Below are 25648 nucleotides of genomic sequence, written 5' to 3'. Positions count from 1 at the left end.
ACCTCCCTCGGGGAGGATGTCGCGCAGCGACAGGAGGGTAGTCCAGTGAGCACGCCGGTGACCGCCTCTCTTCTACCGACCCCGCCGCGTCCGCTGGACGGCGTCACCGTGCTGAGCCTCGAGCACGCCATTGCGGCGCCGTTCTGCACCCGGCAACTGGCCGACCTGGGCGCCCGCGTGATCAAGATCGAACGCCCGGGGACGGGGGACTTCGCGCGCGGCTACGACGAGCGCGTCCGCGGGCTGTCGTCCCACTTCGTCTGGACCAACCGGTCGAAGGAAAGCCTGGCGCTGGACCTGAAGCAGGACGGCGCGCGCGAGGTGCTGGAGCGGCTGCTGCCGCGCGTCGACGTCCTGGTGCAAAACCTGGCGCCCGGCGCCGCCGAGCGGCTGGGGCTGTCGTTCGAGGCGCTGCACGTACGCCATCCCAGGCTGATCGTCTGCGACATCTCCGGCTACGGCGACAGCGGCCCGTATCGCGACAAGAAGGCCTACGACCTGCTGATCCAAAGCGAAGGAGGTTTCCTGTCGGTCACGGGCACGCCCGAAGAACCGTCCAAGGCCGGGGCCTCGGTGGCCGACATCGCCGCCGGCATGTACGCCTATTCCAACATCCTGGCCGCGCTGCTGCTGCGGGCCACGACGGGGAAGGGCAGCCGCATCGACGTCTCCATGCTCGAGAGCATGGTCGAGTGGATGGGCTACCCCATGTACTACGCGTTCGACGGCGCGCCCCCGCCGCCGCGCTCGGGCGCCTCGCACGCGACCATCTACCCCTACGGCCCGTTTCCCGCCGGCGATGGCGGCACCGTGATGCTCGGCCTGCAGAACGAGCGCGAATGGCGCGTGTTCTGCGAACGGGTGCTGGCGCGGCCGGAACTGGCCGGCGACCCCCGTTTCGATGCCAATTCGCGGCGCACCGAAAACCGGGCGGCGCTGCGCGACATCATCGTGGAGGTCTTCGCCGGCATGAACACCGAACAGGTCATGGCGGCGCTGGACGACGCCCAGATCGCCAACGCCCGCGTCAACGACATGGCAGGCGTCTGGTCCCACCCGCAGCTGGCGGCCCGCCAGCGCTGGACCGAGGTGGCAAGCCCGGCCGGCATGTTGCCCGTGTTGCTGCCGCCAGGAGCGGGCGGCGCCTATGCGGCCCGCATGGACCGGATACCGGCCCTGGGTGAAGATACCTTGTCCATCCTGGCCGAACTCGGCTATGGCGAAGCCGAGATCGCCGCGCTGCGTGCGCGGCATGTAGTAGCGTCATGATGCGGGCGAGTCGGCTGCGAGAATCGTGCCTGGTGCCCTGATATTTTCGATCAGAGGATCTCCGGTGCGCGGCAGGAAATGCCGGGCCGTCGGCTGGCAGAGGGGCGTCTTCGGCAGAAAAAATCGTGCCACGCGTGATAGTGTAGGCACTGCGTGGCCGCCAGCGGCACGCGCCAAAACGAAAGCAAAAAACGACTCAGGAGACTACCAATGAATCGAGGCCTTGCGTGCTTCGCCGTCGCTTTATTGTGTCCACTCGCCGCGCTCGCGGCGGACAACTACCCTTCCCGTCCCATTACGTTGGTCGTGCCGTTCTCGCCGGGTGGCGTGTCGGACACCACGGCGCGTCCGCTGGCGCCTGTCATGGCCAAGCGTCTGGGGCAACCGGTCATCGTCGAGAACCGGCCAGGAGCAGGGGGTGGAGTGGGAATGGCTCATGTGGCGAAGGCGGCTCCAGATGGCTATACGCTCATGATGGCGTTGGCCAGTATTTCGGCAATTCCCCCCGCCGACAAGCTGACGGGCAAGACACCTTCATATTCCACCTCGCAATTTGCCGCCATCGCTCGCATATCGGCCGATCCCACCGTGCTGGTGGTGCGCGACGATGCGCCCTGGAAGTCCGTGCGTGAGCTGGTGGAGGCGGCCAAGGCCAAGCCCGGCACGATCAGCTTCAGTTCATCCGGAATCTACGGCACTACGCATGTAGCGATGGAGCGTTTTGCCCACGCCGCGGGAATCAAGCTGCTGCACGTGCCGTATGGCGGCGGCGGCGAACAAGTGACGGCGCTGTTAGGTGGACATGTCCAGGCCTCGACGCAGACCTATGGCAACATTTCCGGCCATATCAAGAGCGGCAAGTTCAAGCCGCTGGCGGTTCAGAGCGCCGAGCGCCTGGCCAGCCTGCCCGATGTGCCGACGCTGAAAGAGCTCGGCTACGACGCTGAATACTATCTTTGGGCCGGACTATTCGCGCCGACGGGCCTGCCCGAGCCCGTCATGGCGAAGCTGCGCACCGTCGCCAAGGAAGCAGCGGCCGATCCGGCTTTCGTCAAGGCCATGACAGGAATGGGGACGCCCGTCCAGTATCTGGATGCGCCGGAATTCGAGGCCTTCTGGCGAGCCGACGAGCGGCATCAGACGCAGATCATCAACAGCATCGGCAAACTCGAATAAAAAGGGAATCCATGAAATATGCAATGTATCGCCGTGACGGCGTCAAGCGCGTGGCCATCCTCGACGGCGCGTACCTGGTTGATCCGCAAGCGCTCGAACAAGCCGTTGGCGGGCTGGGGCCGCAAGTGAGCTGGTTTGCCGACATGACCGAGGTGATCCGCCATGCCCCGCAGTCCCGGGAACTCGGTGCGCGGGCGGTGGCGCTCGCCGCCGAGCGGGGTGTGGGACGCGTGGCGCTAGATGACGTGCAGCTCTGCGCCCCCATGCTGCCTTCCACCATCCTGTGCGCGGGCAGCAACTACCTGAGCCACAACGCCGAAAAGGCCGGCTCCGACACAAGCGGCAAAGAGCCGGAGTTCTTCCTCAAGACCGCCGACTGCGTCGTCGGCCCGCACGACGAGATCGTCCACGATCCGGTGCTGACGCGCAAACTGGACGGCGAGGTCGAGCTGGGCGTGGTCATCGGCAAGCCGGGGCGGCACATTCCACGCGAACGGGCGCTGGAGCATGTGTTCGGCTATACCATCGTCAACGACGTCACGGCTCGCGATCGCCAGGTGCGCTTTCGGCCGGACGGCAGTAGCTGGTACGAGCTGGGCCGCGGTAAGGTATTCGATACCAGCGCTCCGCTGGGCCCGTACATTGTCGGCGCCGAAGAGATCCCCGATCCGCAAGGCCTGGGCATCCGTTCCTGGGTCAATGGCGAGCTGCGGCAGAATAGCAATACCGCACAGATGATCTGGAGCGTGGCCGAACTTGTCCATGTGTTTTCGATCAACCTGACGCTGCGGCCGGGCATGGTGATCATCACGGGCACGCCCAGCGGTACGGCCTGGTCCACCGACAAGGAGCTCGGCGGCAAATGGTCGGGAGGCAACGGCATCGTTCCCGCCTCGGGCTATTTGAGGCCTGGCGATCTGATCGAATGCGAAGTCGATGGCATCGGCAGGCTGCGCAATCGGGTGGCGGGCGCATGAAGCGCGTGCGCTCCGCCCTGTTCGTGCCGGGGGACCGGCCCGAGCGGCTGCCCAAGGCGCTGGCCAGCGGCGCCGATGCCGTCATCGTGGACCTGGAGGACGCGGTCGAACCCGGCGCCAAGGCGGCCGCGCGCGTGGCCGTGGCGGCATCCCTGAAAGCTTGCGCGGACCGATCGGTGGTGGTGCGCGTCAATGCGATCCAGACGATCTATTTCGACGAGGACATTGCGCTGTGCGCCGCCAGTCCCGCGGTGGCCGCGGTGATGCTGCCCAAGTCGGAGTCGGCGGCGGATATGGCGCGCGCGGCGTCGGCTGGCCGGCCCGTGTGGCCGCTGATCGAAAGCGCGCGCGGCGTGCTGGCGCTGGCGGCCATCGCCGATGCGCCGGGGGTGGAGCGGCTGGTGTTCGGGAGCCTGGATTTCGCGCTGGACCTCGACCTGGACCCGGTGTCGGCGGCGGGCCGGGCGGTCCTGGACGATGCCCGGCACCGCATGCTGCTTCACGCGCGCGGCGCGGACCTGCCCGCGCCGCTCGACGGCGTACACCCGCAACTGGACGACATCGACGGCCTGCGCGCCGAAGCCGCGCGGGCGCGCGGGGCGGGCATGGGCGGCATGCTGTGCGTGCACCCCGTGCAGGTCGCCGCCATCAACGAGGCCTTCAGTCCTTCGGACGCGGAACTGGCTTGGGCCCGCCGCGTCGTCGAGGCGGCGGCGGGGCAGCGGGGCGCGTTCCGGCTGGAAGGGCGGATGGTGGATGCGCCGGTGCTGGCGCGCGCCCGGCGGATGATGGAAGCCGCGGGCAGGGCATAGCGGCGGATGTTTGCCGCGGGCAAAGAAAAACCCCGCCTGGGCGGGGTTTGTTCGCAAACCGAGCCGATTACTTCAGCTTGGTTTCCTTGTAGTCCACGTGCTTGCGCGCGACCGGATCGAACTTCTTGATCAGCATCTTTTCCGGGGTGGTGCGCTTGTTCTTGGTCGTGGTGTAGAAATGCCCGGTTCCGGCGGTGGACTCGAGCTTGATCTTTTCGCGAATACCCTTGGCGGCCATGGTGTGCTCCTGTGGATCCGGTGATTAAACGGCTTCGCCGCGAGCGCGCAGATCGGCCAGGACGGCTTCGATGCCGTTCTTGTCGATGGTGCGCAGGGCGTTGGTGCTGACGCGCAGGCGAACCCAGCGGTTTTCGCTTTCCACCCAGAACTTGCGGTATTGCAGGTTCGGCAGGAAACGGCGCTTGGTCTTGTTGTTGGCGTGAGAAACGTTGTTGCCCGTGATCGGACCCTTACCGGTTACTTGACATACTCGTGCCATGGCGACACCTCTTCTGCTATTTCGTGAATTCGGGAGACGGATCCGGGGGCCGGCGATACCGGACTGTGCCCCGAATTTCTGGCGCGGTTTGGCAGGATGGATGCCGACCCGGTTCGCACGGGTTCTCAAGGCATCCCGGCGCAAAATCCAGAATGCGTTGAAAACGTGCGCCGAAAGCCAGCTTCATCCGCGCCCGGAAAGCGCGCTTGCGAAGGGCTTTCCCCGGGGCGAGAGCTCTCGCGGGCCAAAGACAACGCCGTAAAGCTCGCAAGAATAGCACGAAACCCGCCGTTTTTTCAACTCGTTGTTTGCGACGCAGCTTGTTTCCCCACGGGACGGGTACGGGATTCTACGGCATCGGGCTGCCAGGCACCGGAGCCGGCTGCTCGCTAACCCTATGTTGACTGATCGATCAGTCAGGGCCTAGGCTAGCGCATCCTTATCCAGGAAGCGCGCCTTGACCGACCAGAACGCCCGGACCGCCATCCTCGACGCCGCCGAAGGGGTTTTCGCCGCCCACGGCTTCGATGGCACCAGCATGCGGCAGATCGCCAACGAAGCCGGCGTGGCCCAGGCATTGCTGCACTACCACTTCGGCACCAAGGAAAAACTGTACGAGGCCATGTTCGCCCGCCGCTCCGACGCCATCAACGCCGTCCGCGCGGCCGCGCTGGACCGGCTGTTCGGACCGGACGGGCAGGGGCGGCCCACCCTGGGCGACCTGCTGGAAGCCTTGTTCCGGCCAACGGTGGAGTTCGGCCACGAGGGGCCGGCGGGCAATCTGTTCTCGCGGGTGCTGGCCGCCACCGCCAACGCCGAGGACGAGCGTTCGCGCACGCTGATCGGCGCCCACTACGACGCGATCGCCCGCCGTTTCATCGCCGCCTTCCGCCGTGTCCTGCCGCAGTTGGAGCAGGACGATGCCGTGTGGTCCTACATGTTCGCCATCGGCGTGGGCATGACCATGATGGCCGCCACCGGGCGGGCAGGACGCCTGTCGGACGGCGCCTGCGACGACAGCGACGTCGATGCCGTCATGGCCCGCCTGGTGCCTTTCATCAGCGCCGGCATCGAGGCGCTGGCGGCCGACCGTGCCGCCGGCCGCACGGGCCGTCCCCACGTTCTTTCCCCGCGCTCCGGTTCCGGAGCCGGTTGATTCCCCGGGGCCATGCCCCGGCCGCAAGAACCGGGCCGCCACGAGCCCGGCCCCCTGACAAGGAGACATGCATGCGTATTCTGCCGGCCGCATTGGCGGCCTTGCTGGCCACCGCCACGATGGCGGCACAGGCCAAGACCATCACCGTGACGCTGGTCAACGGCCATCCGCCGGTGTTCCGCTGGGTCAAGCATCTGCAGGAGTCCTTCGTGCCGGCAGTGAACAAGGCGCTGGAGGGGACGGACATCAAGCTCGAATGGAAGCAGCAGTACGGCGGCTCGCTGGCCAAGGTGGGCGAGGAGCTGGAAGCGGCCCAGGACGGCGTGGCCGACATCGCGCTGGTTCCCACGATCTTCGAGCCGGCCAAGTTGCCGCTGCAGAACGTCACCTATTACACGCCCTTCGTATCGGACGATCCCGGCCTGGTGACGCAGGCGGTACAGGACGTGCAGCGCAAGATCCCGGCGATGATGAAGGCCTGGGAGGCGAACGACGTCGTCTACATCGGCGGCGGTTTCGGGCTGGACGACTACCTGTTGTTCACGAAGTTTCCGGTCAAGGGCATGGCCGACCTCAAGGGCCGCAAGATCGGCACGCCGGGCACGTCGATCAACTGGATGAAGGGCACGGGCGCGGTGGGCGTCGCGGGCAACCTGACCGAGTACTACAACTCGCTGCAGACCGGCCTGTACGACGGCGTGGTCACCTTCGCCACCGCGGCCCTGCCGGCCAAGATCCAGGAGGTCGCGCCCTACATCACGCAGATCGGCTACGGCGCTCAGTACTCGGGCGGCATCGCGGCCAACAAGGACTGGTACGACGCCCAGCCGGAAGCCTTGAAGAAGGCATTGAAGGCCGGCGCCGACGCCTTCGAGAAGGCGTATACCGACGACCTGCGCAAGGCCACCCGCGCCGCGCTGGACGAACTGGTCGCCAAGGGCGGCAAGCTCAATCCGGATTCGGCCAGCCTGCGGGGCGCCTATGCCAAGGCGCTCGAGGACCCGACCAAGGGCTGGGTCGCCGAGCTGCAAAAGCAGAAGCTGCCGGCCAAGCAGGTGCTGGACGCCTACATGAAGGAAGTGCGGGCGGCCGGCGCCAAGCCGGTGCGCGACTGGGATCGGAACTGAACCGGGCGGCGAGGTCATCCATGTCTGAAGTCCCCACCACCGGCGAGGGAGATTTCCTCCCTCCGTCCGACCATCCCTTGCTGCGCATCCTGGATGCCTGCACCGCGGCCCTGAACGCGGTCGGCACGCTGCTGATCGTGGGCGTGATGGTCGCCATCAACTCCGACATCGTCGGCCGCGCGTTCTTCGGCCATCCCATCTCGGGCGTGCCCGAGATGGTCAGCATGTCCATCGTCGCCATCGTCTTCCTGCAGGTGGCCCATTCGCTGCGGCTGGGCGGGCTGACGCGGGCGGAGGTGCTGCTGGACAAGCTTGCGCCGCGCGGGCGGGCCGGGCTGGAGGCCTTGTACTGCCTGATCGGCGCCGCGTTCTGCGCGGTGCTGTTCAACGGCCTCGTGCCGCTGTTCGAGCGCGCCTGGACCCGGGATCTGTTCGTAGGCGCGATCGGCGACTTCACCGCGCCGATCTGGCCGGTGCGGCTGATCATGCTGGTGGGGACGGTGGCGCTGGGCCTGCAGTTCCTGGCCAGGGCGGTGCGCGCGCTGTGCGCGGCCGCGACGACGCACGGCCGGGCCGTGCAGGCGGGGGCATGATGAGCGATCTGGTCATCGGCGCGCTGGCGCTGTTCGGAATGGTGGGGCTGATCTATGCCGGCATGCACGTCGCCATCGCGCTGGCCGTCTGTTCCTTCCTGGGCGTGCTGGCGATCAAGGGCAGCTTCCTGATCACCGGCCGCATGCTGGCGCTGGCCGCCACCGAGTCCATCGACTCCTATATCTTCGGCGTGGTGCCGCTGTTCGTGCTGATGGGGTTCGTCGTATCGCAGGCCGACATCGGCCGCGACGCGTTCGACGTCGCCAACCGCATGCTGGGCCGCATCAAGGGCGGACTGGGCATCGCCACCGTGGGCGCCAACGCGATCTTCGCCGCCATCACCGGCATTTCGATCGCCTCGGCCGCCGTGTTCACGCGGGTGGCCGTGCCCGAGATGCTGCGGCACGGCTACACCAAGCGCTTCGCCTACGGCATCGTGGCGGGCAGTTCGGTGCTGGGCATGCTGATCCCGCCCAGCCTGCTGCTCATCCTGTACGGCATCCTGACCGAGCAGTCGGTGGGCGACCTGTTCCTGGCCGGCGTGGTGCCGGGCATCGTGCTGGCCATCGCCTTCGGCCTGGGCGTCTACTGGCTGGCCCGCAACCGTCCGGATTTCGCCGGCGCCAGCATTTCCGAGGACGTCGCGCCCCTGTCGGCCGCCGCGATGGGACGCAAGGCGCTGCCCATCGTGCTGCTGATCGGCCTGGTGCTGGGCGGCATCTACGGCGGCTTCTTCACGCCCACCGAGGCCGGCGCAGTCGGCGCGCTGGGCGCGATCGTGATCGGCCTGTTCCGCCGCGCGCTGCCGCCCGGGCGCATCTGGCGGGTATTGACCGACACCGGCCAGGTCACCGCCGCCATCTGCTTCCTGATCATCGCGGCCAGCATGTACTCGCGCATGCTGTCGCTGAGCGGCCTGCCGGAGTTCCTGACCGCGGCGCTCGCCGCCAGCGACATCGGCTACTGGGGCATCATCATCGCCTACGTGCTGCTGATCGTCGCGATGGGAACCATCCTGGACAGCTCGTCCATCCTGCTGATCGTGGTGCCGTTGTTCTATCCGATCATGAAGGCCTTCGGCATCGATCCCATCTGGTTCGGCATCGTCACCGTGATCGCCGTCGAGGTCGGCCTGCTGACGCCGCCGTTCGGCCTGTCCGTCTACGTGATCAAGGGAACCTCGCCCGATCGCACACTGAAACTGGGCGAGATCTTCCGCGGCGCCTTGCCGTTCGCCGCCATTATGCTGGCGGTGCTCGCCCTGATCCTGGTATTTCCGTGGCTGGCCACCGGCCTGCTCGGACGCTGAACGAAGGAGCCCTTCATGCCTCGACGTTTCGTCGATCTTTCCGTCGCACTGGACGACCGCATCGCCTCCGATCCCCCCGGCCACCTGCCGCAGATCGCCTATCTCGACCACCGCTCGACCGCCGCCGACATGGCGTCCTTCTTCCCCGGGCTGGACGTGGCGGACCTGCCGGGGGGCGAGGGGTGGGCCATCGAGCGGCTGAATGTCTCGACCCACAACGGCACCCACCTGGATGCGCCCTACCATTTCCACTCGACCATGGATGGCGGCGAGCGCGCCATCACCATCGACGAGGTGCCGCTGGAGTGGTGCTTCAGCCGGGGCGTGAAGCTGGACTTCCGCCACTTGCCCGACGGCCACGTGGTGACGCCCGAGGAGGTGGAGGCCGAACTGGCCCGCATCGGCCACGTGCTCGAGCCCTACGACATCGTGCTGGTGAACACGTCGGCCGGAGCGCGCTACGGGCAGCCCGACTACGTGTCCGCGGGCTGCGGCATGGGCATGGAGGCGACGCTCTACCTGACCGAGCGCGGCGTGCGCGTGACCGGCACCGACGGCTGGAGCTGGGACGCGCCTTTCGTACACACCGCCAAGCGCTTCGCCGAGAGCCCGGATCCTTCCATCATCTGGGAAGGGCACCGCGCCGGCATGGCGCGCGCCTATTGCCACCTGGAGAAGCTCGGCAACCTGGAAAGCCTGCCGCCGCACGGATTCACCGTCTCGTGCTTTCCCTACAAGATCCGTGGCGCCTCGGCCGGTTTCACCCGCGCCGTGGCCATCTTCGAAGACTGAACCGGAGCCCGCGATGAACGACACCCAAGCCAAGCCCGCCAAGAAAGCCGCGCCCAAGATCATCATCACCTGCGCCGTCACCGGCGGCATCCATACGCCCACCATGTCCGAGGCGCTGCCCTACCGCCCCGAGGACATCGCCGAGCAGTCCATCGCCGCCGCCAGGGCCGGCGCGGCCATCCTTCACCTGCATGCGCGCGATCCCAAGGACGGCCGGCCCACGCCCGATCCGGCGGTGTTCATGCAGTTCCTGCCGAAGATCAAGGAAGCCACCGACGCCGTCATCAACGTCACCACCGGCGGCGGCCTGAACATGACGGTGGAACAGCGCCTGGCCGCGCCGCTGCTGGCCAGGCCCGAGATGTGCTCGCTCAACATGGGGTCGATGAACTTCGGCATCTACCCCATGGCCGATCGCTACAAGCAGTGGAAGTTCGATTGGGAAGAGAGCTACCTGCGCAATACCGACGATTTCATCTTCCGCAACACTTTCCGCGACATCGAACGCATCCTGAAGATGCTGGGCGAGGAGCACGGCACCCGCTTCGAGCACGAGTGCTACGACGTCGGCCACCTGTACAACGTTGCCCATTTCGTGGACCGCGGCCTGCTCAAGCCGCCATTTTTCATCCAGATGATCTTCGGCATCCTGGGCGGCATCGGCGCCGAGCTGGACAACCTGCTGTTCATGAAGCGCACGGCCGACCGGTTGTTCGGCAACGACTACCGCTGGTCGGTGCTGGCCGCCGGCCGCCACCAGATGAACTTCGCCACGCAGGCGGCCTTGCTGGGAGGCAGCGTGCGGGTCGGGCTGGAGGACAGCCTGTACATCGGCAAGGGCCAATTGGCGGCTTCCAATGCCGAGCAGGTCGCCAAGGTGCGCCGCATCCTGGAGGAAATGGGGCACGAGATCGCGACGCCGGACGAGGCCCGCGCCATGCTGGCGCTCAAGGGCGCGGACCGGGTCGGCTTCTGAGCGCGGCCATGGCGGGCGCTCCCAATCCGCTGGACGGCTTCGTCGTCGATCCGGCCGCCATGGCCTATGTGGGGCAGGGGCTGCAACGCCCCGAATGCATCCTGGCCGAACGCGATGGTTCCCTGTGGGCCGCCGATGCGCGCGGCGGCGTGGTCCACATCCGGCCCGACGGCAGCCAGCGGCTGGTCACGCAGCAGGCCGACACGCATTTCAGCCAGGCCCCCGACGACGCCACCCGCTTTGTCGCGGGCACCTTGCCTAACGGCCTGGCCTTCGCGCGCAACGGCGACATCGTCATCTCCAACTTCGGCACCGACCGGCTGGAACTGATGACGCGCGAGGGGCAGACCCGCGTGCTGGCCGACACCGTGGACGGCCAGCCCATCGGCAAGGTCAATTTCGTGCTGCGCGACAGCCGCGATCGGCTGTGGCTGACCATTTCCACCCGCATCAGGAACTGGATGCAGGCCATGGATCCCACGGTGGCCGATGGCTATATCGCGCTGTACGAGCACGGCCGGTTGCGCATCGTGGCCGACGGCTTCCATTTCACCAACGAGATCCGGCTCGATGCCCGCGAGGAGTGGCTGTACGTGGCCGAGACCTGCGCGCGGCGCGTCTCGCGCCTGAGGGTGGGGCCGGACGGCAGCCTGTCGGGCCGGGAGGTGTTCGGTCCCGCCGATCATGGCGCGTTCATCGACGGCATCGCGTTCGATGCCCATGGCAACCTGTGGGGCACGCACGTGATGACGGACCGGGTCTTCGCGATCACGCCGGAAGGGGAGCTGCGGATCGTGCTGGACGACGATGGCGGCAGTGCCGCGGGGAAGGCGTTGATGGCGGCGTTCGAGCGGAGCGAGGCGACGCCGGAGATGATGCTGGCCTGCGGCGGGAAGATCGCGCCGTGGTTCGCCAGCGTGACGTTCGGGGGGCCGGATCTGCGGACGGTTTACATCGGCAGTCTGAGGGGGGAGCGGATTCCGTATTTCCGTGCGCCCGTGGCGGGGCTGCCCATGGCGCACTGGTAGGCCCTACATCACCCCGCGTTCCGCCAGCGAGGTGGTCCGCCCGCCTGCCACGATGATGTGGTCGAGCAGGCGCACGTCCACCAGCGCGAGCGCGGCGCGGACGTGGCGGGTGAGGTGTTCGTCGGCCTGGCTGGGTTCGGCGTTGCCCGAGGGGTGGTTGTGGGCGAGGATGACCGAGGCGGCATGGTGGCGCAGCGCGGCGCGGACGATCTCGCGCGGGTAGATGGTGGCCTGGGACAGGGTGCCCTGGGACAGGATTTCGCTGGTGATGAGGCAGTTGCGCGCGTCCAGGTACAGCGCCATGCAGCATTCGATGCGGCGGTGGGCCAGGGTGGCGGCGCAATAGCGGCGTACGTGATCGGGGCGGGACAGGGCGTCGCCGCGGTGGATTTCCTCGGCCAGTTCGCGCCGGGCCAGCTCCAGGATGGCCTGCAGTTGGGCCGCCTTGACTTCCCCCATGCCAGGCATGCCCCGGAGTTCGTCGCGCGAGGCGCCGAACAGGCCGCGCAGGCCGCCGAATTGCGCCAACAGGCGCCGGCCCAGTTCGAGCGCGTTGCAGCCGCGCGTGCCGGTGCGCAGCAGCACGGCCAGCAGTTCGGCGTCGGTCAGCACCGTGGGGCCGTGGCGCAGCAGGCGCTCGCGGGGGCGTTCTTCGGGGGGCAGGGAGGCCTGGAGGGTCGGAAGGGCGGTCGGCATGGCGGCGGGACGGGTAAAATCGGTTCTTTGGCGCACAGCATCGACACGGTGACACACTTTGGCTGCATCTTCTTCCTCCACGCCCCTCGTTGTCCGTGAGGACTCCTACGTAACCCTCCACTACCGCATTTCGCTGGCCTCGGGCGAAGGCGCGGGAGGCGTTTTCGTCGATACCTTCACCGGCCGTCCCGCCACGCTGCAACTGGGCATCGGCCAGTGGGCGCCGGGCATGGAGGCGGCGCTGGTCGGCCGCGGCGAAGGCGAGCGCTTCAGTTTCACCCTCGCTCCGGCGCAGGCGTACGGCGATCGCAATCCGGAGCTGATCCAGCGCGTGACCCTGGCGATGCTGCGCAAGCACGCGGGCGACGAGACCTTCCAGCCCGGCGACCTGGTCGAATTCGCCGCGCCCAATGGCGGCCGGTATTCGGGCGTATTCAAGGAACAGGGCGAGGACTATGCGCTGTTCGATTTCAACCATCCGCTGGCCGGCTCGGCGCTGAAGGTGGATGTGTCCATACTCGGGGTGATGTGATGGCGCAGGCGCCCATGGAAGTGGTCCTGGCCCAGCCGCGCGGCTTCTGCGCCGGCGTCGACCGGGCCATCGAGATCGTCGAGCGCGCCTTGCAGATCTACGGCGCGCCCATCTACGTGCGGCACGAGATCGTCCACAACCGCTACGTGGTCGAGGACCTGCGCGCCAAGGGCGCCATCTTCATCCAGGAACTGGACGAGGCGCCGGCCGGTTCGACGGTGGTCTTCTCGGCCCACGGCGTGTCCAGGGCGGTGCGCCGCGAGGCCGAGCAGCGCGGCCTGCAGGTGTACGACGCCACCTGTCCCCTGGTGACCAAGGTCCACGTCGAGGTGGCCAAGATGCGCGCCGCCGGCAACGAGATCGTCATGATCGGCCACAAGGGGCACCCCGAGGTGGAAGGCACGTTGGGGCAGTCCGAAGCGGGCATGTACCTGGTCGAGACGGTCGAGGACGTGGCGGCGCTGGCCGTGGCCGATCCGGACCGGCTGGCCTATGTGACCCAGACCACGCTGTCGGTGGACGACGCGGCGCAGGTCGCGGCGGCGCTCAAGGCCCGCTTCCCGAACATCGCCGAGCCCAAGAAAAGCGACATCTGCTACGCCACGCAGAACCGCCAGGACGCCGTCAAGGTCATGGCGCCCGAATGCGACCTGGTGCTGGTGGTGGGCAGCGTCAACAGCTCCAATTCCAACCGCTTGCGCGAGGTGGCCGAGCGCAAGGGCGTGGCCGCCTACCTGATCGACGGCGCCGGCGACATCGATCCGGCCTGGCTGGAAGGGCGCAGCCGGGTGGGCGTCACGGCCGGCGCCTCGGCGCCCGACGTGCTGGTGCAGCAGGTCATCGCCCGCCTGAAGGAGCTGGGCGCGGCCTCGGTGCGCACGCTGGCCGGCGCCGAGGAAGGTATCGCCTTCCCGCTGCCCAAGGGCTTGTCCAAGAACGTCCGCCTGTAGTCCTACGGAGCCTCCATGCGCCTCTACAGTTATTTCCGCAGTTCCGCCGCCTATCGCGTGCGCATCGCGCTGGCCCTGAAAGGGCTGCCGTACGACTATCTCGCGGTGCATCTGCTCAAGGACGGCGGCCAGCAGCTGAAGCCGGATTTTCGCCGGCTGAGCCCGGCCGCCCTGGTGCCGGTGCTGGAGGATGGCGGCCATGTCCTGACCCAGTCGCTGGCCATCATCGAATACCTGGAAGAGACGCATCCCCAGCCGGCGCTGCTGCCGGCCACCCCGGCGGAGCGTGCCCGCGTCCGCGCGCTGGCGCTGGACATCGCCTGCGACATCCATCCGCTGAACAACCTGCGCGTGCTGAAGTATCTGAAGAGCCCCCTGGGCATCGACCAGCAGGGGCGCGACGAGTGGTACCGACATTGGGTGGAGGGCGGCCTGGCCGCGCTCGAGCGCATGCTGGCCGACTCGCCCGCGACGGGGCTGTGCTGCCACGGCGACCAGCCGACGCTGGCCGACCTGTGCCTGGTGCCGCAGGTCTACAACGCCCGCCGCCTGAAGTCGGACCTGACGGCCATGCCGACGGTAGTGCGGATTGCCGATCATTGCGCCGCGCTGCCTGCCTTCCAGGCAGCCCACCCCGACGCGCAGCCGGATGCGGAATAGGATTTGAATACGCCAGCAAAGTTTTGCTAGAATAGCGGGCTAGCTTGAAGCACATGCCTTTTAGACGCGGCGTAAGTGGCGTCGGGAAGGCGGGCGTCGGAAAGACAGGCTTCGGGAAGATTTCGCCGGCATAGCTCAGTTGGTAGAGCAGCGCATTCGTAATGCGAAGGTCGTAGGTTCGACTCCTATTGCCGGCACCATCAAAAAAAGGGGCAGCCCATCGGGCTGCCCCTTTTTCTTTGCCGTCCGGGTGGCGTTCATGGGGCGGGTTCCTCGTCGTCGTGATCGTTCATGGTCCGCAGGTCGCGGGCCAGTTGCCCCACCTTGTCCGCGATGGCGCGCAGCTCCGCCGGCGACAGGACCATGTGGGCAGCCAGTCGGAACAGATAGAGGTGCGCGAACAGGGCGGGAATCGTCTCGTCCGTCCAACCTGGCCAGACATCCTGGAGCCTGTCGTCCTCGGTCGGATCGCCGGAGGCGGGCACCGTCCGCGCCGGGTGGGGTCTTTTTTTCATTGTCGCGCCGTGGCCATTTGTACCGGGGTCAGGCAGTGCCGGCAGGCCTGGGCGCCGGGAGATACGTAGCGCCCGCAACGCGGGCAAAGCGAGCCGCCGCGCCGCGCGATTTCCGCCAGGCGCCGCGCCCGGCGGCGATTCCTGATGACGAAAGTGACGCAAATAGCACATATCAGGACAATCAAAGCCACAAAAAGCATATCCATTTGCCCCTCAAATTCCGAATTTCCCGTGAGCGTGGATGATAACCACATTTTGTTACGATGGGTTTCATTTCGGGGTCGGATCAACTTCTTGATAGGGGAATACCCTTGTTTCGAGCCGTGCCCGTGACGCGAGGTTGATCCAGGTCAAGCCCGGCCAAACTCGGGTGGTTCGTGCGGGCCGGCTTCATGGCACGATGGGTTTCCCCAACATTGGAATGCCAGCATGGGTACCGATACTTGCAGCATCTTGCTTGCCACCGACTTGAGCGCGCGCGGCGACCGCGCACTGGACCGCGCGATCGACATCGCCCGCCAGCGGCGCTGCAAGCTGGTCGTGCTCCACGTCATCGAAGAGTCGCCGCTGATCGAGCGGCTGATGGCGCGCAACCGCGAAGCGGACATGGAAGCGGCCGAGCGCGCCCTGCGCGACATCGTGGGCGAAGTGGACGTGCCGATGGAATTGGTGCTGGAGACCGGCAATCCGGTCGAGGTGATCCAGCGTACCGCCCGCAGCCGGCAATGCGACCTGATCGTGACCGGGGTGGCGCGCGACGAGACGCTGGGCCGGCTGCTGCTGGGCTCCACGGTCGAGAAGCTGGCGCGCGAGTCGACCTTGCCCATCCTGATCGTGAAGAAGCGTCCCCATCGCCCCTACCGGCAGGTCGTCGCGGCCACGGATTTCTCCGAGGGCGCCCGGCAGGCGATGAACGCGGCGCGGGCATTCTTTCCCGACGCCCAGATGACCTTGTTCCACGCCTATCCCACGCTGAAGGCCGACCCGGACCAGGACGAGATCGAGGCGGCGAAGCGGGCGGCCGAGCGCCTGGCCGACGGCTTCATCGCGAACAATCTGCCGCAGGCGGGGCAGCCCGGCACGCGGCTGGTGCTGCAGCACGGGATGCCCGAGGGTGCGGTGCCGGATTATGTGCGCCATCATCCGGCCGACCTGCTGGTGGTGGGGACGCATGGCCTGACGGGACTGCTGCGGACCGCGATAGGCAGCGTGGCGGAAAGGCTGATCTATCTGACGCCTTGCGACGCCCTGATCGTGCGGACGATGGAGCATTGAAGCCGGGGCGGTGCGTGCGGCTGGCGAGCCGGCGCACCGCTGTTGTTACTCGTTGTTGTTACCTAACTGCGAATAAGTCGCATTTGTGATATCGTAGCGACCTTCACGGTCTGCTACGCGATTCATTCGAATGAGTGCCACCTTGCATTGGAATACGCCAGCCCCCGTCGGGCTGCGCGTCGGCGCTGGCATCGCGGTGGTGCTTCTGCATGTGGCAGTGGTCGGCGCGATGCTGGTGGCCAAGGCCGAGCCGCAGGTGGCCAAGCCGGTCGAGACGGTCGAGGTGCGGTTCGTCGAGATCGCGCCCCAGGTCCAGGTGGCGGCCGCGCCGCCGGCCCCCACGCCTCCCGCTCCGAAGCCCGAGCCCAAGCCCGTTCCTCCCAAGCCCACTCCCAAGCCCGTTCCCAAACCGCCGCCCCCCAAGCCGGCGCCACCGCCGCCCGAACCGGCTCCTCCTTCCGAAACCGCCTTGTCGCAGCCCGCCCCGGAACCGGCGCCCGCACCCGCGCCGGCGCCCGCCGTGTCGCAGCCTCCCAGCGGCAAGCCCGAGCCTGCCGACCGGACGGCCGCGCCGCAGGCGCCTGTGTCCACCGAGCCCAAGCTGGTCGGCCGCATCGAATACCTCGGGGCGCCGCCCATGCCCGAGTATCCGCGCACGTCCAAACGACTGGGCGAAGAAGGCAAGGTACTGGTGCGCCTGCTGATCAATACCCGCGGACTGGTGGACAAGGCCACGCTGGAGAAATCCTCGGGATTCAACCGGCTGGACGAGGCGGCGCTGGACGCCGCCCGGCGCGGCCGCTTCAAACCGTATACCGAAAACGGCATGGCGATCGCCGCGATCGCCATCGTGCCGTTCGATTTCACTCTCAGGAACTGACATGACCGAGACCCCGAGCCTGGGCTTTGCGCACTTCGTCTCTCAGACCGACGGTCTGGGCAAGGCGCTGTTCTTCATCCTGGTACTGATGTCGCTCGCGACCTGGTACCTGATCGTCGTCAAGGCCATCGCGAACATGCGTTCGCGGCGGCAGGGCGAGACCTTCCTGCAGCATTTCTGGAATGCGACCTCGCTCGAGGCCGTGGACCGCGAAATCACCACGCACGGCGCCAACGATCCGTTCTCGCACCTGACCAGCCACGCCTTGTACGCCCGCCTGCACCACGCGAAGTTCGGCGCGGCCAAGCTGGAAGAGGCGGGCTCGCAGTCCGATTTCGTCACGCGCACCATGCGCAAGGTCATCGACGAGGAAACCGCCAAGCTCGAGAACGGCCTGACGCTGCTGGCCTCGGTGGGGTCGACGGCTCCCTTCGTCGGGCTGTTCGGCACGGTGTGGGGCGTCTACCATGCGCTGGTGTCCATCGGCCAGGGCGGCGCGGCCACCATCGACCGCATCGCCGGCCCGGTGGGCGAGGCGCTGATCATGACGGGCCTGGGCCTGGCGGTCGCCATTCCGGCGGTGCTGGCCTACAACTTCTTCACGCGCAGCAATCGCGTGCTGCTGGCGCGCCTGGACGCCTTCGCCCACGACCTGTTCGCGTTCCTGACCACCGGCCAGCAGATCGTCACGGACAACAACGTGCGCGCCCTGAAGGCCAAGGCGGGCGAATAAGACTAGGAGTCTTCGATGGCTTTCGGCAGTTTCAATGGCGGTGCGGGATCGGGCGCGCCGCAATCCGAGATCAACATGGTGCCGCTCATCGACGTGATGCTGGTGCTGCTGGTCATCTTCATCATCACGGCGCCGCTGCTGTCCCACGCGGTGCGCATCGACGTGCCGCAGGCGACTTCGGCGCCGGTCGATTCCGACCCGGCCAAGATAGACCTGGCGATCGACGCCAGCGGCAAGGTGTTCTGGAACGACGCCGAAGTGTCGCTGGAGGACCTTCCCGCCCGTTTCGCCAGCGTGTCCAAGGACACGCCGCAGCCCGAGCTGCACCTGCGCGCCGACAAGAACACCCGCTACGAGGTCCTGGCGCAGGTCATGGCCGATGCCTCCCGCTCGGGGATGAAGCGCATCGGCTTCGTCAGTACGCCCGAGCCGCCGCCGGCGGCCAAATAGGGGGCGCCGCGAACAGGCCCTAGCTTTCGGCGGCGCCTGGGTTTACCCTAGCGGCTTTCCCCTTTCTCGCTGCGCCGGTTCGCCGGCGCTTTGTCATATGCGTGTATTGGTCATCGAAGACGACGCCACCCTGGGGGGCGCCCTGGCGGAGTTCCTGGGCGACCAGGGCTACGCCGTCGATCTCGTCTCCAGCGGCGAGCGCGCCTCGGCCGCGCTTGCCAGCCAGGGCTACGACCTGGTGCTGCTGGACCTGAACCTGCCGGGTGAAGACGGCCTGACCGTGCTGCGGCGACTGCGGGCCAACGAAAATCCGGTGCCGGTCGTGATCCTGACCGCGCGGGATGCGCTGGAAGACCGGGTCGCCGGCCTGGATGCCGGCGCCGATGACTACGTCACCAAGCCTTTCGAGCTGCCCGAGCTGGCGGCGCGCGTGCGGGCCCAGATACGGCGCCGCGCCGGCCAGGTCAATCCGATCATGGAGGTCGGCGCCCTGAGCTTCGATACGATCGGGCGCGAACTGCGGGTCGGCGGCGAGCGCGTCGCGCTGTCGGTGCGCGAATTGTCGGTGCTCGAGATGCTGATGGCGCGCGCCGGCCGCGTCGTCACCAAGCGTCAGATCGTCAATTCGCTGTCGGCCTGGGATGCCGATTTCAGCGAAAACGCCGTCGAGGTCTACGTCTATCGCCTGCGCAAGCGGCTCGAGAAAGCGGGGGTCAGCATCCAGACGGTACGCGGGTTCGGCTATCTGCTGGAGTCCGATGCCGTCGCGCAGTGACGTCCGGCCCGCTCCCGAGAACCGGGTCCTGCACCGGCGCTCGCTGGCCTGGCATCTGCTGGTGCGGCTGCTGCCCGCCGTGCTGCTGCTGGCCACGATGGACAGCGTCATCACCTATGTCCTGACGCGCAAGCTCAATACCCAGTCCCACGACCGAGCGCTGGTCGACACCACCCGCGCGCTGGCGCGCCAGGTCGTCATGACTCCCCAGGGGCCGCAGCTCGATCCGGCCTGGAACACCACGCGTTTCCTGACCACGGACCCCGACGAGCGGACCTATTTCCGCATCAGCGTCGACGGCGAGATCATCGCCGGCACGGCCGTCCTGCCTTCGCCGCCGGTGGTGGACGACCCGGACGGTGCCGACGAGGACGGCGCCGAGCCGCCCACGCTGCTCGACCGCATCAACAAGGCCGTGCCGACGATCTACGACTCGCTGGTGGAAGGCTTGCCGGTGCGCGCGGTGGCGCTGGATTTCAGCTTCGACGACTATCTGGTCGAAGTGGCGATGGCCGAGACCCTCAACACCCGCAGCCGCTTCATCGAAGAGATCCTGTCGGTACTCGTGGCGGGCCAGTTGCTGTTGATCGCGCTGCTGGGCTTCGTCATCGTCACCGCCGTGCGCTCGGGGCTGGAGTCGGTCAGCAAGCTGTCGGACGAGATCGAGAGCCGCAGCATCGACGATCTGCAGCCCATAGGCGGCGACGACGTGCCGAGCGAACTGACGCCGTTGATCGCCAAGACCAATTCCCTGCTGGGCCGGCTGGACGAGGCGGTGGCCGCGCAGCGCCGCTTCATCGGCCACGCGGCGCATCAATTGCGTACGCCGCTCAGCGGGCTCAAGCTGGAATCCGAGCTGATGCTGGCGCGTCCGGTGCCGGACGACGTGCGCCAGCGGGCCGAGCGGATCAAGGCCGCCGCCGACCGCATGATCCGGGTCGGCGAGCAATTGCTGGTGCTGGCACGCATCGATGCCAACGTGCGTCCGCGCGACACGTTCACGCGCATCGACCTGACGGAGCTGACGCGCGAATGCGGGGCACGCTGGGTGCCGGCGGCGCGCCAGGCCCATGTCGAGATCGTGCTGGTCGCGCCGGACGAACCGGTCTGGGTCGACGGCGACGAGGTGCTGCTGGACCAGTTGCTGGGCAACCTGGTGGACAATGCCATCCGCTACCACGGGGGGCCGGGGCAGATCGTGCTGCGCGTGAACGACTCGCCGCCCAGCCTGGTGGTGGAGGACGACGGGCCGGGCATCGCGCCCGAGGACAGGGCGCGGGTCTTCGATGCCTTCTACCGGGCGAAGAACTCGCAGGCCGGAGGATCCGGGCTGGGACTGGCCATCGTCAAGGAAATCGCCGAGGCGCATGGTGCGCACTGGGACCTGCGCAGCCGTCCCGAGTTCGCCGGTACCCGCATCAGCCTGGTGTTTCCCGGGCCGCGCATCGGCGCCCATCTGAGCCGGGTACGGATCGAGCCGCGGCAGCCGGACTGGTAGGCCGCGGCGGGTCGAGCGCCTCAGCGTATGACGGCGGTCTTGAAATAGGGCACGGCGATGCCCACGATGCGTTCCATGGGGCCGGCCAGCACGCCGAAGGTCAGCCACAGCAGCAGCAGGCCCGCCAGCAGCGTGACCGCGAAGCCGAGGTTGAAGATGTTGAGCTGCGGCGCGCTGCGCGAGACGAAACCCAGCGCGATGTTGATGGACAGGACCGCCGCCAGCACCGGCAGCGCGATCTGCAGGCCGCCTGCGAAGACGATGGAACCCAGGTTGGCCAGCCGCAGCCAGTCCAGGTTGTCCAGCGGATGCGGCGAAACGGGAATGATGCGGAAGCTATCGCCCAGGGTCAGCAGCAGCGTCAGGTGGCCGTCGGTGGCCAGGAAGGCCAGCAGGGCCGACAGCATCAGGAAGTTGGCCAGCAGCGGCGAAGGCGCGCCGCGCTGCGGGTCCAGGAAGGACGCGAAGCCCAGGCCCATCTGCAATCCGACCAGGTCGCCCGCCAGTTCGAAGGCGGCGAAGACCGCGCGCAGGCCGAAACCCATGGCCGCGCCGACGATGATCTGCTGCAGGAGCAGCAGCAGGCCGGTGCCGGAGAAGGCGTCCACGGGCGCGGCCGGTATGGCGGGAGCGACCAGGAAGGAGATCAGGAGCGCCAGGCCGATCTTGACCCGCTGGGGCACGGCCCGGTGGCCGAACACCGGTGCGGTCTGCACCAGCGCCAGGGTGCGCACGAAGGGCCACAGCAGCGCCGCGATCGCGGCATGGATGTCCGCGTCGGTAAAGCTCAGCACGCGCCTAGCCCAGCATGAACGGAATGTTCTCGAACAGCCGCCGGATGTAATCGGTCATCATCGACAGCATCCAGGGGCCCGCGATCAGCGCGGCGGCGAAGATGGCGACCAGCTTGGGCACGAATGACAGGGTCATTTCGTTGATCTGGGTCGCGGCTTGCAGCACGCTGATGATCAGGCCCACGACCAGCGCCGACAACAGCAGCGGAGCGGCAAGATAGATGGCGATCTGCACCGCCTCTTGCGCCAGGGTCAGGATGCCGGCGGTACTGTTCATGGGAGTCCCTTGAAGAGGCGCGCGGGATGCGGCGAGGGGAGGTTCATCGGAAGCTGGCGACCAGGCTGCCGATCAGCAGGTTCCAGCCGTCGGCCAGGACGAACAGCATGAGCTTGAAAGGCAGGGATATCAGCACCGGCGACAGCATCATCATGCCCATGGACATCAGCACGCTGGAGACGACCAGGTCGATGACCAGGAAGGGCAGGAAGACCATGAAACCGATCTGGAACGCCGTCTTCAGTTCGCTGGTCACGAAGGCCGGAACCACCACGCGCAGCGGCAACTGGGCCGCCTCGGACACCGGCGGCGTGCTGGCCAGGCGCATGAACAGCGCCAGGTCGGATTCGCGGGTCTGCCTGAGCATGAAGTCCTTCATCGGCACCTGGGCCTTGTCCACGGCCTCCCGGAAGTCGATCTGCTTGCTGTCGAAGGGCTGGTAGGCCTCGGTATAGACCTTGTCGAACGTGGGCGTCATGATGAACAGCGTCATGAACAGCGCCAGCCCGACCAGCACCATGTTGGGCGGCGACCCCTGCAGGCCCAGCGCGCTGCGCAGCAGCGAGAGCACGATGATGATGCGCGTGAAGCTGGTCATCATCAGCAGCACGGCGGGCAGGAAGCTCAGCGCCGACAGCACCAGCAGCGTCTGCAGGGACAGCGACCAGGTGGTGCCGCCACCCGGGGCCGGGCTGCTGGTCAGGGCCGGGATGCCGGCTTCCTGCGCGTGGACGCCGCCGGCGGCCAGCAGCAGGAGCAGGGCGAGGGGAAACACGAGCGTACGCATCATTGCTTGCCGAAGCGGGCCAGGAGCGCACGGAAGTCGGGCAGCGGGGCGGCCGGGGCGGAGTCGGCAGGGGGCGCGTCGCCGGGGCGCGGCAGCACGGCCAGCGGCCGGACGTTGCCTGCCGAGACGCCGGCAACGATCCACTGGTCCGCGACCTCGACCAGGATCACGCGTTCGCGCGGACCGACCGTCAGCTGGCCGCGCAGCCGCAGCGGATGGTCGCCGCCGCCCTGGGGCCGCTGGACGCGCCGCAGCAGCCATGCGCAAGCCATGATCAACGCCAGGACGGCGATCAGCGCCAGCACGGTCTGCAGGGTCGAGCCGGGGGAAATCATGGGAACCTAGCGGTTGAGGCGGCGCAGCCGCTCGGACGGCGTGACGATGTCCGTCAGCCGGATGCCGAATTTGTCGTTGACCACGACCACCTCGCCCTGGGCGATCAGGCAGCCGTTGACCATCACGTCCATGGGCTCGCCGGCCAGGCCGTCGAGCTCCACCACCGACCCCTGCGCCAGTTGCAGGATCTGCTTGATGGGGATGCGGGTGCGGCCCAGCTCCACGGTCAGCGTGACCGGGATGTCCATGATGATCTCGATGTCGTTGACCGTCCTGGACGTCTCGCCGCCGGGGGTGAACTGCTCGAACAGCTCGTCGGCGGGGCGCGCCGCGGCGCTGGCCTGAGACTGCTCGGCCAGCGCCGCGGCCCAGTCGTCGTCGGCCGTGGCGCCGGGCGGCTCGGGCAGGTGTTCAGGATCCGCTTCCATTCTCATCTCCTAACTGGTTTTCCGATTGCAGGGTGGCCAGCACCTTGCCGATACGGATCGCGTACTGCCCGTTGCTGACGCCGATCTTGCAGTCGAATATGGGCACGCCGTCCACGTAGGCGGGCAGCGTGGGGGCGATGTCGATCGGGATGACGTCGCCCTTCTGCATGTTCAGCAAGTCGCGCAACACCAGTTCGCTCTGGGCCAGGTTGACCACCATCTCGACGTCGGCCAGCTGGATCTGCTTGGACAGCATGCGCAGCCAGCGCTTGTCGGGTTCCATCTGGTCGCCCTGGACGGGGCTGTACAGCGCATCGCGGATGGGCTCGACCGATGCGTACGGAAAGCAGATGTGCAAGTCGCCGCCGGACGAGCCGAATTCTATGGAGAACGTCGAGCAGACGACGATCTCGGACGGCGTGGCGATGTTGGCGAACTGCGTATGCATTTCGGCACGCTGGTATTCGAAGTGCATGGGGTGGACCGCGGCCCACGCCTTGGCGTACTCGTCCAGTACGACCGCCAGCATGCGCTGGATGATGCGCTGCTCGGTGGCGGTGAAGTCGCGCCCCTCGACGCGGGTGTGGTAGCGGCCGTCGCCGCCGAACAGGTTGTCGATGACCGAGAACACCAGCCGCGGTTCGAAGATGAACAGGGCATTGCCGCGCAAGGGTTTGAGCGAGACGATGTTCAGGTTGGTCGGGACGACGATGTTGCGCAGGAACTCGCTGTACTTGACCAGCCGCACCGGGCCGACCGAGACCTCGGGGTTGCGCCGCAGGAAGTTGAACAGTCCCACGCGCAGCAGGCGGCCGAAGCGGTCGTGGATGATCTCGAGCGACGGCATGCGGCCGCGCACGATGCGTTCCTGCTTGGCCAGGTTGTAGGGGCGTATGCCGCCGACGGGCACTTCGTCCTTGGGCTGGTCGTCGTGCTCGCCCGTGACGCCCCGCAGCAGGGCATCGACTTCGTCTTGCGACAGGAATTCACCGGCCATCGTGGGCGCTCCGGGCGGCGTCGTGGGGATGCGTCATCGGCGTCACGGCGCAACGGGACCTACTGGATCACGAAACTGGAGAAGTGCGCGGCATAGACGCTGGTGCGGAACTCCGGCGCGATGTACTTCCGGGCGATGTCGACGACCTGAGCGGCCAGCGTCTGCTTGCCCTTCAGGCTGAGCAGCTCGTCGGCGGTCTTGGAGCTCAGCAGCAGCAGGATCTCGCTGCGGATGGGCGGCACGACCGCGGTCAGGGCGGCCCCCGCCTTGGCGTCGGCCACTTCGATCACGACACCCACCTGCGCGAAGCGGTCATTGTCGCGCTCGGCCAGGTTGGCGGTGAACAGGTCCAGGGCCGTGAAGACGTGCTTGCCGGAATTCGCCGGCGCGGCCGGCGTGCCCGAGGATCCCGGCTGGGCAGCGTCGTCCGACTGCTGCGATCCGGCGTAGCTGTAAGTCTCGAAGCTGGCCAGTTGCTTGTTGTGGATGAGCAGCAGGGCGGCCATGGCCGCGATCACGACCAGCAGCACGAGTCCGCCCAGCACGAAGATCCAGGTGCGGGCGCGTTTCACGGGAACAATGGCCTCGGCCATGAACAACATCTCCGGAGTCGATGGGAAAGGGCAGCGAACTGCCCCCAGGTTGCATTATCCAGAAGCGGATGGGGGACGATCCGTGGAACAGCAGGGGAAATCCTGCAGTTGGCCGGCGGGCCGCCCGGCCGCGCCTCACGCGTACAGATCGACCATGCCGTTGCCCGCCGCCCGGCCGCGCGCGACGGGGGCGGCCGGACCGTCGGCGGGGCCCGAGGCAGCGGCGCCGGCGGCCGGCGCGCGGCCAGGCTGCGCCTCGCGTTCCGCGAACTGTCGCGCGGCAAGGAAGCCGCTCTGCTGTTCGCTGCCGACCGAGGCCTGGCCCAGGCTCAGGCCGTTGGCCGCCAGCACGTCCTTGAGGCCGGCCAGCGAGCTTTCCAGCGCCTGGCGCGTCGATTCGTGATTGCTGCCGAACACCACGCTGGCGGCATCGCCGTCCAGGCGCAGATGGATGGTGATGGGACCCAGGGCCTCGGGGTCGACGCGCAACTGCGCGGTTTGCAGGTGGCCGCCGGCCATCCAGCGCAAGGCCGTGTCGATGCGATCCTGCAAGGCGCCGGCGTGCAACGGTACCGGGGCGCCGGGCACGGACGGGACCTCGTTGCGGGCCGCGGACGCGGGCGCGTGGTGGGGTGCCGGGGTGTTGACCGGGACCGTGGCGGATGCCTGCAGCACTCCGGCCGGGGCCGTGGAGGTCTCGGGGGGCGCGGTGTCCGCCACGGCTGGCCGCGAGGCCGCTGGCGGCGGGGTGCGGGGT

At 67.6% G+C, this 25648-nt stretch carries 30 protein-coding genes, 1 tRNA gene and 3 pseudogenes; 22 read left to right on the top strand and 12 right to left on the bottom strand.

From position 1 onward, the window contains the following. The first annotated feature begins 45 nt into the window (after positions 1–45). The 4 genes from CDO46_RS16520 (at position 46) to CDO46_RS16505 (ending at position 4234) form a co-directional block, all read left to right on the top strand. Positions 46–1269 carry a CaiB/BaiF CoA-transferase family protein gene (locus tag CDO46_RS16520; protein ID WP_243724429.1) on the top strand — a complete coding sequence of 408 codons (1224 nt, stop codon included), beginning with the start codon at positions 46–48 and terminating at the stop codon, positions 1267–1269. Positions 1270–1479: 210 nt separating this feature from the next. Then, positions 1480–2445: a tripartite tricarboxylate transporter substrate binding protein gene (locus CDO46_RS16515; protein WP_087839584.1), complete on the top strand. Its 966-nt coding sequence runs from the start codon at positions 1480–1482 to the stop codon at positions 2443–2445. A 23-nt stretch (positions 2446–2468) separates the two neighbouring features. Continuing rightward, a complete protein-coding gene (locus tag CDO46_RS16510) occupies positions 2469–3422 on the top strand; it encodes a fumarylacetoacetate hydrolase family protein (RefSeq protein ID WP_165963074.1) in 954 nt (317 codons plus the stop codon). Beyond that, the gene (locus CDO46_RS16505; RefSeq protein ID WP_087839582.1) at positions 3419–4234 is read left to right on the top strand and encodes a CoA ester lyase; all 816 of its coding nucleotides are present in this window, start codon (positions 3419–3421) and stop codon (positions 4232–4234) included. The genes CDO46_RS16510 and CDO46_RS16505 overlap by 4 nt, the downstream gene beginning before the upstream one ends. A 67-nt stretch (positions 4235–4301) precedes the next feature. On the opposite strand, the gene rpmG is transcribed toward CDO46_RS16505, so the two are convergent. After that, the gene (rpmG, locus tag CDO46_RS16500; protein ID WP_087839581.1) at positions 4302–4472 is read right to left on the bottom strand and encodes a 50S ribosomal protein L33; all 171 of its coding nucleotides are present in this window, start codon (positions 4470–4472) and stop codon (positions 4302–4304) included. A 24-nt stretch (positions 4473–4496) separates the two neighbouring features. After that, positions 4497–4733: a 50S ribosomal protein L28 gene (rpmB, locus tag CDO46_RS16495; RefSeq protein WP_087839580.1), complete on the bottom strand. Its 237-nt coding sequence runs from the start codon at positions 4731–4733 to the stop codon at positions 4497–4499. 457 nt (positions 4734–5190) lie between these two features. On the opposite strand from rpmB, the gene CDO46_RS16490 reads away from it, so the two are divergent. The 7 genes from CDO46_RS16490 (at position 5191) to CDO46_RS16460 (ending at position 11715) form a co-directional block, all read left to right on the top strand. Then, a complete protein-coding gene (locus CDO46_RS16490; RefSeq protein WP_087839579.1) occupies positions 5191–5889 on the top strand; it encodes a TetR/AcrR family transcriptional regulator in 699 nt (232 codons plus the stop codon). Positions 5890–5960: 71 nt separating this feature from the next. Continuing rightward, a complete protein-coding gene (locus CDO46_RS16485; RefSeq protein WP_087839578.1) occupies positions 5961–7016 on the top strand; it encodes a C4-dicarboxylate TRAP transporter substrate-binding protein in 1056 nt (351 codons plus the stop codon). Between the two features lie 20 nt (positions 7017–7036). After that, complete coding sequence (locus CDO46_RS16480) at positions 7037–7609, top strand: TRAP transporter small permease subunit (protein ID WP_087839577.1); 573 nt, start codon at positions 7037–7039, stop codon at positions 7607–7609. Then, positions 7606–8919, top strand: a complete 1314-nt coding sequence (locus tag CDO46_RS16475; protein ID WP_243724428.1) for a TRAP transporter large permease — start codon at positions 7606–7608, stop codon at positions 8917–8919. Before CDO46_RS16480 ends, CDO46_RS16475 begins: the two co-directional genes overlap by 4 nt. A gap of 15 nt (positions 8920–8934) precedes the next feature. Then, complete coding sequence (locus tag CDO46_RS16470; RefSeq protein ID WP_087839575.1) at positions 8935–9711, top strand: cyclase family protein; 777 nt, start codon at positions 8935–8937, stop codon at positions 9709–9711. A gap of 13 nt (positions 9712–9724) precedes the next feature. After that, the gene (locus tag CDO46_RS16465; RefSeq protein WP_087839574.1) at positions 9725–10687 is read left to right on the top strand and encodes a 3-keto-5-aminohexanoate cleavage protein; all 963 of its coding nucleotides are present in this window, start codon (positions 9725–9727) and stop codon (positions 10685–10687) included. An 8-nt stretch (positions 10688–10695) separates the two neighbouring features. Next, on the top strand, positions 10696–11715 hold the full coding sequence (locus CDO46_RS16460) for an SMP-30/gluconolactonase/LRE family protein (RefSeq protein WP_087839573.1): 1020 nt from the start codon (positions 10696–10698) through the stop codon (positions 11713–11715). 3 nt (positions 11716–11718) lie between these two features. Here the strand turns inward: CDO46_RS16460 and radC are convergent, their stop codons facing one another. After that, a complete protein-coding gene (gene radC, locus CDO46_RS16455) occupies positions 11719–12411 on the bottom strand; it encodes a DNA repair protein RadC (protein ID WP_087839572.1) in 693 nt (230 codons plus the stop codon). Between the two features lie 58 nt (positions 12412–12469). Here radC and CDO46_RS16450 point away from each other — a divergent pair, with 58 nt between their 5' ends. The 4 genes from CDO46_RS16450 (at position 12470) to CDO46_RS16435 (ending at position 14753) form a co-directional block, all read left to right on the top strand. Continuing rightward, positions 12470–12943 (top strand): peptidylprolyl isomerase, encoded by a 474-nt coding sequence (locus CDO46_RS16450; protein WP_087839571.1) that lies wholly within the window; start codon positions 12470–12472, stop codon positions 12941–12943. After that, positions 12943–13893, top strand: a complete 951-nt coding sequence (ispH, locus tag CDO46_RS16445; protein ID WP_087839570.1) for a 4-hydroxy-3-methylbut-2-enyl diphosphate reductase — start codon at positions 12943–12945, stop codon at positions 13891–13893. Before CDO46_RS16450 ends, ispH begins: the two co-directional genes overlap by 1 nt. Before the next feature lie 15 nt (positions 13894–13908). Beyond that, the gene (gene maiA / locus CDO46_RS16440) at positions 13909–14553 is read left to right on the top strand and encodes a maleylacetoacetate isomerase (RefSeq protein WP_087839569.1); all 645 of its coding nucleotides are present in this window, start codon (positions 13909–13911) and stop codon (positions 14551–14553) included. Positions 14554–14677: 124 nt separating this feature from the next. Continuing rightward, positions 14678–14753 (top strand) — tRNA-Thr (locus CDO46_RS16435). Between the two features lie 57 nt (positions 14754–14810). Here the strand turns inward: CDO46_RS16435 and CDO46_RS16430 are convergent. Continuing rightward, the gene (locus CDO46_RS16430) at positions 14811–15068 is read right to left on the bottom strand and encodes a hypothetical protein (protein ID WP_140416871.1); all 258 of its coding nucleotides are present in this window, start codon (positions 15066–15068) and stop codon (positions 14811–14813) included. 429 nt (positions 15069–15497) lie between these two features. On the opposite strand from CDO46_RS16430, the gene CDO46_RS16425 reads away from it, so the two are divergent. From CDO46_RS16425 to CDO46_RS28685, 7 genes and pseudogenes are all read left to right on the top strand, one after another. After that, complete coding sequence (locus CDO46_RS16425; protein WP_087839567.1) at positions 15498–16343, top strand: universal stress protein; 846 nt, start codon at positions 15498–15500, stop codon at positions 16341–16343. Positions 16344–16473: 130 nt separating this feature from the next. Continuing rightward, positions 16474–17223 carry an energy transducer TonB gene (locus tag CDO46_RS16420; protein WP_087839566.1) on the top strand — a complete coding sequence of 250 codons (750 nt, stop codon included), beginning with the start codon at positions 16474–16476 and terminating at the stop codon, positions 17221–17223. 10 nt (positions 17224–17233) lie between these two features. After that, positions 17234–17956 (top strand): annotated as a pseudogene (locus CDO46_RS16415) (MotA/TolQ/ExbB proton channel family protein); the annotation flags it as partial. A gap of 15 nt (positions 17957–17971) precedes the next feature. After that, positions 17972–18406: a biopolymer transporter ExbD gene (locus CDO46_RS16410; RefSeq protein WP_087839564.1), complete on the top strand. Its 435-nt coding sequence runs from the start codon at positions 17972–17974 to the stop codon at positions 18404–18406. A 97-nt stretch (positions 18407–18503) separates the two neighbouring features. After that, positions 18504–19181 (top strand): response regulator transcription factor, encoded by a 678-nt coding sequence (locus CDO46_RS16405; RefSeq protein WP_087839563.1) that lies wholly within the window; start codon positions 18504–18506, stop codon positions 19179–19181. Beyond that, positions 19165–19722: pseudogene (locus tag CDO46_RS28690) on the top strand (sensor histidine kinase N-terminal domain-containing protein); the annotation flags it as partial. The gene CDO46_RS16405 and the pseudogene CDO46_RS28690, both read left to right, overlap by 17 nt. Beyond that, positions 19723–20679: pseudogene (locus CDO46_RS28685) on the top strand (sensor histidine kinase); the annotation flags it as partial. A gap of 20 nt (positions 20680–20699) precedes the next feature. Here CDO46_RS28685 and fliR read toward each other — a convergent pair. From fliR to CDO46_RS16360, 8 genes are all read right to left on the bottom strand, one after another. Beyond that, a complete protein-coding gene (gene fliR / locus CDO46_RS16395; protein ID WP_165963073.1) occupies positions 20700–21473 on the bottom strand; it encodes a flagellar biosynthetic protein FliR in 774 nt (257 codons plus the stop codon). Between the two features lie 4 nt (positions 21474–21477). Beyond that, positions 21478–21750: a flagellar biosynthesis protein FliQ gene (gene fliQ / locus CDO46_RS16390; RefSeq protein WP_087839561.1), complete on the bottom strand. Its 273-nt coding sequence runs from the start codon at positions 21748–21750 to the stop codon at positions 21478–21480. Between the two features lie 43 nt (positions 21751–21793). Further along, a complete protein-coding gene (gene fliP / locus CDO46_RS16385; RefSeq protein ID WP_087839560.1) occupies positions 21794–22537 on the bottom strand; it encodes a flagellar type III secretion system pore protein FliP in 744 nt (247 codons plus the stop codon). Next, positions 22537–22872 carry a flagellar biosynthetic protein FliO gene (gene fliO, locus CDO46_RS16380; protein WP_087839559.1) on the bottom strand — a complete coding sequence of 112 codons (336 nt, stop codon included), beginning with the start codon at positions 22870–22872 and terminating at the stop codon, positions 22537–22539. The genes fliP and fliO overlap by 1 nt, the downstream gene beginning before the upstream one ends. Before the next feature lie 6 nt (positions 22873–22878). Then, positions 22879–23301: a flagellar motor switch protein FliN gene (fliN, locus tag CDO46_RS16375; protein ID WP_207958601.1), complete on the bottom strand. Its 423-nt coding sequence runs from the start codon at positions 23299–23301 to the stop codon at positions 22879–22881. Continuing rightward, the gene (gene fliM, locus CDO46_RS16370) at positions 23285–24298 is read right to left on the bottom strand and encodes a flagellar motor switch protein FliM (RefSeq protein ID WP_087839557.1); all 1014 of its coding nucleotides are present in this window, start codon (positions 24296–24298) and stop codon (positions 23285–23287) included. The genes fliN and fliM overlap by 17 nt, the downstream gene beginning before the upstream one ends. 59 nt (positions 24299–24357) lie before the next feature. Next, positions 24358–24891, bottom strand: coding sequence for a flagellar basal body-associated protein FliL (gene fliL, locus CDO46_RS16365; RefSeq protein ID WP_176400771.1), 534 nt, complete (start codon positions 24889–24891; stop codon positions 24358–24360). A 135-nt stretch (positions 24892–25026) separates the two neighbouring features. Then, positions 25027–25648: flagellar hook-length control protein FliK (locus CDO46_RS16360; protein WP_217896319.1), on the bottom strand; the 622-nt coding region annotated here is incomplete at its 5' end.

Source organism: Pigmentiphaga sp. NML030171 (assembly GCF_002188635.1).
Lineage (GTDB): Bacteria > Pseudomonadota > Gammaproteobacteria > Burkholderiales > Burkholderiaceae_B > Pigmentiphaga > Pigmentiphaga daeguensis.
Note: the sequence above shows the minus strand (reverse complement) of the source record. Positions and strands in the feature narration are given on the sequence as shown.